The organism is Streptomyces sp. NPDC056231, assembly GCF_048270745.1.
Taxonomy (GTDB): Bacteria; Actinomycetota; Actinomycetes; order Streptomycetales; family Streptomycetaceae; genus Streptomyces.
This window is the reverse complement of record NZ_JBLVKW010000047.1, coordinates 61,116-68,179: the sequence shown is the minus strand read 5'-3', so window position 1 is coordinate 68,179 and position 7,064 is coordinate 61,116. Positions and strand designations below refer to the sequence as shown.

At 69.0% G+C, this 7,064-nt stretch carries 5 protein-coding genes; all 5 read right to left on the bottom strand.

Annotation, left to right across the window (positions count from 1 at the left end):
• Window positions 1-164, bottom strand: a 164-nt coding sequence (locus tag ACNPQM_RS29255; RefSeq protein WP_356646833.1) for a flavodoxin-dependent (E)-4-hydroxy-3-methylbut-2-enyl-diphosphate synthase, incomplete at its 3' end; no start/stop codon positions are given.
• Between the two features lie 320 nt (window positions 165-484).
• On the bottom strand, window positions 485-1,795 hold the full coding sequence (locus tag ACNPQM_RS29250; RefSeq protein ID WP_358860148.1) for a M50 family metallopeptidase: 1,311 nt from the start codon (window positions 1,793-1,795) through the stop codon (window positions 485-487).
• The gene (dxr, locus tag ACNPQM_RS29245; RefSeq protein ID WP_418086319.1) at window positions 1,792-3,054 is read right to left on the bottom strand and encodes a 1-deoxy-D-xylulose-5-phosphate reductoisomerase; all 1,263 of its coding nucleotides are present in this window, start codon (window positions 3,052-3,054) and stop codon (window positions 1,792-1,794) included. The genes ACNPQM_RS29250 and dxr overlap by 4 nt, the downstream gene beginning before the upstream one ends.
• Window positions 3,055-3,312: 258 nt before the next feature.
• Window positions 3,313-5,259, bottom strand: coding sequence for an acyl-CoA dehydrogenase family protein (locus ACNPQM_RS29240; RefSeq protein WP_358860146.1), 1,947 nt, complete (start codon window positions 5,257-5,259; stop codon window positions 3,313-3,315).
• A 332-nt stretch (window positions 5,260-5,591) separates the two neighbouring features.
• Entirely contained in the window at window positions 5,592-7,037 is a 1,446-nt protein-coding gene (locus tag ACNPQM_RS29235; protein WP_418086318.1) for an aldehyde dehydrogenase family protein, read from the bottom strand.
• Window positions 7,038-7,064: the final 27 nt, after the last annotated feature.

The following is a 7,064-nucleotide window of genomic DNA, read 5'->3' as shown; positions in this document are numbered from 1 at the left end:
TGCAACGTCGCACCGACGTCCGACGTACGGGTCGTGGTCATCGACTGCACCGACACCGGCGCATCCCCACCGACCGCCACAGACCCGACCTGGATCTTGCGGCTGACCCTCCGGTCGGCGAGCTTGGTCGGAACGGACGGCATTCCGAGAGAAATCGCAGTCATGCGCTGAGCATCCCCAAGGTGTGGATCAAGGTCCCGAGATCGGCGGGCTCCGGCCTTCGAGGTTACGGCACCGGGGGGAACCCGGAGCACACCGCATCCCGAAGTCCGTACAAACAGAGGCGCCCGGACATCAGATCAGCTGTATGCCCGGTCACCGCCTGTGGTGCGCCCGGCTCGGTCTGTCCGATCGTCGCGCCGGGGTCGTCCGGCGTGACGCGTGGCAACGCGCCAGGCCAGCCGGGCGCCAGGCCCATGGGCGCCCGGACCGGTCGACGCTCCGGGCCGGCCCATGCCTCGGGCCGGCCGTTGCCTCAGAGCGGTCAGGAGATCTTGACCGGATTGACGATGTCGGCCACCAGGACGAGCAGTGTGAAGCAGATGAAGACGCCGGCGACGACATAGGCGACCGGCATCAGCTTGGCCACGTCGAAGGGGCCGGGGTCGGGGCGCTTGAAGACCCGCGCCACATTGCGGCGCAGGGACTCCCAGAGCGCTCCCGCGATGTGCCCGCCGTCGAGCGGCAGCAGGGGCAGCATGTTGAAGAGGAACAGCGAGAGGTTGAAGCCGGCCAGCAGGAACAGCATCATCGCGATCTGGTTCGTCGCCGGGACGTCCAGCGTCATCACCTCGCCGCCGATCCTGGCCGCGCCCACGACGCCGACCGGGGAGTCAGCCGCTCGCTCGCCGTCACCGAAGGCCGCGTTCCACAGGCCCGGGATCTTGGACGGGAGGGCGATGATCGAGTCGACGCCGTTCTCGATCATGTCGCCCATGCGGACGACCGAGTCGTTGAAGGAGAGCGGGACGATCTCGGTCTGGGCCGCGAAGCCCAGATACCCGGCCGGAACGTATTTGCCGGGGATCACCTCACCCTTGGAGTCCTTGTCGGCCACCATGTTCTTCTGCAGCACGGCGTGGAGTGTCGTCTCCTGGCCGCCGCGCTCGACGGTGATGGTGGCGGGGCCGATGGTGTCGCGGATCCGGTCGGAGAGGGAGGCCCAGTCGTCCACCTTCTGACCGTTGAAGGCGACGATCTTGTCGCCCTTCTTCAGTCCGGCGGCCTGCGCGGGCGAGACCGGGTCGCTCTTCTTGCAGGCGTCCCGCTTCTCGCTCTGGTCGATCACGCATTTCTGGACGCCCGCGACCTCGGTGGTCTGCGTCTGGAAGCCGAAGGTCATCGCCACGCCGAGGAAGATCGCGACGGCCAGAACCAGGTTCATGAACGGTCCGGCGAACATGACAACCACGCGCTTCCATGGCTTGCGCGTGTAGAAGAGGCGCTTCTCGTCGCCCGGTTCGAGTTCCTCGAAAGCGGCTTCTCGGGCGTCCTCGATCATTCCTCGCCACGGCGAGGTGGAGCGCGCCTCGAGCCGTCCGTCCGGACCGGGCGGGAACATGCCGATCATGCGGATGTAGCCACCGGCCGGGATCGCCTTGATCCCGTACTCGGTGTCGCCCTTCTTCCGCGACCAGATGGTCGGGCCGAAGCCGACCATGTACTGCGGGACGCGGATCCCGAAGAGCTTCGCGGTCGACAGGTGTCCCAGTTCGTGCCAGGCGATCGAGAACAGCAGACCGAGGGCGAAGACGACGATACCCAGAATCGTCAGCAGGACCGTCGTAATACTCATGCGCGCGCCTCCGCTGTCGCTTTCGCCGAGAGTTCCCGAGCCCGGGCCCGTGCCCAGCTCTCCGCTTCCAGGACGTCTGCGACCGTGAGTGAAGTTCCCGTGGGAGGGGTGCCGTGTTCGGCCACCACCGCCGTGACCGTATCCATGATTCCGTTGAACGGCAGCTGTCCCGCCAGGAACGCGTCCACGCATTCCTCGTTCGCGGCGTTGAACACGGCCGGGGCGGTGCCGCCGAGCGCTCCGACGTGCCGGGCCATGCCCACGGACGGGAAGGCGTCGTTGTCGAGCGGGAAGAACTCCCAGGTGGACGCCTTCGACCAGTCGAAAGCGGGTGCCGCGTCCGGGACTCGTTCCGGCCAGCCGAGGCCGACGGCGATCGGTCCGCGCATGTCCGGCGGGGTGGCCTGGGCAAGGGTGGAGCCGTCGGTGAACTCCACCATCGAGTGAACGTACGACTGGGGGTGGACGACGACTTCGATCCGCTCGAACGGGATGTCGTAGAGGAGATGCGCCTCGATGACCTCCAGCCCCTTGTTGACCAGGGTGGCGGAGTTGATCGTGATCACCGGGCCCATGGCCCAGGTGGGGTGCGCGAGCGCCTGCTCACGCGTGACGCTCGCCAGCTCGCTCTTCGTCCGTCCCCGGAACGGGCCGCCGGATGCGGTGACGACCAACTTCCGGACATCGGCCCGGGTGCCGGCGGCGAGCGCCTGGAAGAGCGCGGCGTGCTCGGAGTCGACCGGGATGATCTGGCCCGGCTTGGCCAGGGCCTTCACCAGCGGTCCGCCCACGATCAGCGATTCCTTGTTGGCGAGAGCGAGCGTACGCCCGGCCTCCAGCGCGGCGAGCGTGGGGGCCAGACCGATCGAGCCGGTGATTCCGTTGAGCACGGTGTGGCAGGCGCTCCCGGCAAGCTGCGTGGCGGCGTCCGGCCCCGCCAGGATCTCAGGAAGCGGTTCCCCGGCACCGTACTGCTCGCGCAGCGCTTCGCGGAGGGCCGGCACCGCATCCGGTACGGCGACGGCGACCGTGCGCACTCTCAGTCGCCGCGCCTGCTCGGCGAGGAGGGCAACCCGGCCTCCCGCAGCGGAGAGCGCGGTGACGCGGAAGCGGTCGGGGTTACGCAACACCAGGTCGATGGCCTGGGTGCCGATGGACCCGGTGGAGCCGAGGATGACGAGATCCCGGCGTCCTTCCACTGCGTCGAATACGAGGTGCGGGTCGGCGAGGGGTGCAGGGCTGTCGCTCATGCCCCCCATTGTTGCCGCATCGGCCCGGCAGACGGACAGCGCGTCCCGGGAGACCTCCGGGAGGAGCAGCTGAGGAGCAGCTCAGGAAGTGTTCCTGTGAATTCCGGCAGCCTCTGAGCGGCGGCCCACCAGGCGCCGAAGCCCTGAGGCCTCCCGCGGCTGCCTGGTCGCGACGCCCATCCTGCCGTGCGGCACACGGGCGGGCGGGAGCGTCCAGCGAGTGGATACTCCCGCCCGCCCCGTCCGGCCGGCTCGATGGGCCGGCGGTCAGTGGATGGGACGGTGGACGTTGTCCTTGGTGGCCGGGCCGGGAGTGGCGTCGGCGATCCAGGGGCCCTCGCCGCTCGGGTCGACGACACCCTGTTCCAACCAGAGGTACGCCCCGGACAGGACGCCGTCGACCACGCGCCGGTCGAGCTGATCGGTGTTGGACCACAGGCGGGTGAAGAGTTCCTCGACGCGAATGCGGGACTGGTGGCAGAAGGCGTCGGCGAGTTGGTAGGCCTCCCGGCCGTGCTCGTCGGTGGTGCGCAGAAGTTCGGCACGGACGCAGGCGGCGCTCATCGCGAAGAGTTCGGCACCGATGTCGACGATCCTGCCGAGAAAGCCCTGCTTGGTCTCCATGCGTCCCTGCCAGCGCGACATCGCGTAGAAGGTGGAGCGGGCCAGTTTGCGGGCAGAGCGTTCGACGTAGCGCAGATGGGTGGACAGGTCCGGGTGCCCGGGCGGATGGAACTCATTGTAGGTGCGCGGCAGTTGACCTGGTCCGGTGACGAGCTTGGGCAACCAGCGGGCGTAGAAGCCGGCCGCGTTCGCTCCCGCCTTCGCCTTCGCCGAGAGGGGCTTGTCGGGGTCGATGAGATCTCCGGCGACTTTCAGGTGGGCGTCAACGGCCTCGCGGGCGATCAGCAGATGCATGATCTCTGTCGAACCCTCGAAGATCCGGTTGATCCGCAGGTCGCGGAGGAGCTGTTCGGCGGGGACGGCCCGTTCGCCCCTGGCGGCGAGGGATTCGGCGGTCTCGAAGCCCCGGCCGCCCCGGATCTGAACCAGTTCGTCGGCCATGAGACAGCCCATCTCGGAGCCGTACAGCTTGGCCAGCGCTGCCTCGATGCGGATGTCGTTGCGATCCTCGTCCGCCATCTGCGAGGCGAGGTCGACCACTGCTTCCAGGGCGAATGTGGTGGCCGCGATGAAGGAGATCTTGGCACCGACGGCTTCGTGCCGGGCGACCGGCCTGCCCCACTGTTCGCGGACCGCCGACCATTCGCGGGCGATCTTCAGGCACCACTTTCCCGCTCCGACGCACATGGCGGGGAGCGACAGCCGGCCCGTGTTGAGCGTGGTGAGGGCGATCTTGAGACCGGCTCCCTCCGGGCCGATACGGTTGGCGGCCGGGACCCGGACGCGGTGGAAGCGGGTCACGCCGTTCTCGAGCCCGCGCAGCCCCATGAAGGCGTTGCGGTTCTCCACGGTGATGCCCGGGGCGTCCGCCTCGACGACGAACGCGGTGATGCCGCCCTTGTGGCCGACCGACTTCGGGACGCGGGCCATGACGACCAGCAGGTCGGCGACGACGCCATTGGTCGTCCACAGCTTCACACCGTCGAGGATGTAGTCGGAACCGTCCGGAACGGCCGAGGTGGCGAGCCGGGCAGGGTCGGAGCCGACATCCGGTTCGGTGAGGAGAAACGCCGAGATGTCGGTGCGGGCGAGCCGGGGAAGGAAAGCGTCCTTCTGTTCCTGGCTGCCGAAGAGCTTCAGCGGCTGCGGTACGCCGATGGACTGGTGGGCGGAGAGCAGCGCGCCGATCGCCGGGTTGGCGGAGCCGACCAGGGCGAGCGCCCTGTTGTAGTAGACCTGGGTCAGTCCCAGGCCGCCGTACTTCGGGTCGATCTTCATCCCGAGGGCGCCGAGCTCCTTGAGGCCGTTGATGACCTCGTCGGGGATCTTCGCCTCACGCTCGATCAGAGCGCCGTCGATCTTGGTTTCGCAGAAGTCGCGCAACCGGGCGAGAAACGCCTCGCCGCGCCTGACGTCGTCGCCGGGCGGCATGGGATGCGGATGAATCAGGTCCAGTCGGAAGCGGCCGAGGAAGAGTTCCTTGGCGAAACTGGGCTTGCGCCAGTCCTGCTCGCGTGCGGCTTCGGCCACTTGACGCGCTTCACGCTCGGTGACCTTGGGCGTGTTCTTCGGAGCGGATGGTGCGGACATGAGGAGCTCACCTCGCCGCGTTGTCGGGTTGGCGGACCCGGCCGGTCCGCGCGGAGCGCAGGCGCGTCTCCCGAGGCATACCAACCGGTGCTACTCGTCCGTATGTACCCGATTCCTGCCGGTCTCACCAGCCCCGGGACGCCGATCGGGTCCAGAGCCACTCCAGTGGCACGTTCGGCGGGCGAACTGCGGTCGGGCCGGGTCGAGGGGGAAGCAGGAACGGCCGGAGCCCCCGCACAGTGGGCTCCGGCCGTTCGTCTGCCGCCTGCTGTCGTGCTGTCCAGGCGGATTACAGGCGGCTCCTGTGGATCGGTTCGATCCTGCTTACGGAACTACAGGGCGAGGCCGGTGAGGACCAGCACGCGCTCGTAGGTGTAGTCGTCCATCGCGTAGCGAACACCCTCACGGCCGACGCCGGACTGCTTGGCTCCGCCGTACGGCATCTGGTCCGCGCGGTAGGACGGGACGTCGCCGATGATCACGCCACCGACCTCAAGGGCCCGGTGCGCACGGAACGCGGTCTGCAGGTCGTGCGTGAACACACCTGCCTGCAGGCCGTACTTCGAGGAGTTGACCGAGGCGAAGGCCTCGGCCTCGCCGTCCACCTTCTGGACGGACAGGACCGGTCCGAAGACCTCCTCGCAGGAGAGCTTGACGCCGTCCGGGAGTTCCGCGAGCACGGTCGGCGCGTAGGTGGCACCGTCCCGCTTGCCTCCGGTGAGCAGCTGGGCGCCTGCCTGCACAGCCTCGTCCACCCAGGAGTCGACGCGCTTGGCGGCGTCCTCGCTGACGAGCGGGCCGACGTCGGTGGCAGCGTCGGACGGGTCGCCGGTGACCTGGGCCTCGACGGCCGCGACGATCTTCGGGACGAGCCGGTCGTAGACCGAGGCGTCCGCGATGACGCGCTGCACCGAGATGCAGGACTGGCCGCCCTGGTAGTTGGAGAAGGTCGCGATCCTGCTCGCGGCCCAGTCCAGGTCCTCGTCGGAGGCGTAGTCGCCGAGGACGACCGCCGCGCCGTTGCCGCCCAGCTCCAGGGTGCAGTGCTTGCGCGGCACCGACTCCAGGATGGAGTAGCCGACCGGGCCGGAACCCGTGAAGGAGATCACGGGCAGGCGCTCGTCCTGGACGAGGGCGGGCATACGGTCGTTGGGCACCGTGAGCACGGACCACGAACCGGCCGGGAGGTCGGTCTCGGCCAGCAGCTCGCCGAGGATCAGCGACGAGATCGGGGTGGCCGGGGCGGGCTTCAGGATGATCGGGGCGCCGACAGCAATGGCCGGGGCGACCTTGTGGGCGCTCAGGTTCAGCGGGAAGTTGAAGGGCGCGATACCGAGAACCGTGCCGCGCGGGAAGCGCCGGGTCAGCCCGAGACGGCCGGTGCCACCGGCGTCGGTGTCAAGGCGCTGGGCGTCGCCGCCGTTGAAGCGACGGGCCTCCTCGGAGGCGAACCGGAACACGGAGACGGCGCGGCCGACCTCGCCGCGCGCCCACTTGATGGGCTTGCCGTTCTCGGCGGAGATCAGCTGGGCGATCTCCTCGGTGCGCTCCACGAGACGCCGTACGACGTGGTCGAGGGCGGCGGCACGGACGTGGGCGGGCGTCGCGGCGAACTCCTCGCGCACGGCGTGCGCGGCGGCGACGGCCTCCTCGATCTGCGCGTCGGTCGGCACGCTGACCGTACCGACGAGACGGCCGTCCCAGGGGTTGGTGACGTCGAAGCTGTCCTCGCCGGTGGCCTGGCGGCCGGCGAGCCAGAAGGCGTGGGTGGAAGTCATGGAGGTTCCGGCCCTTCGGAGTCGTGG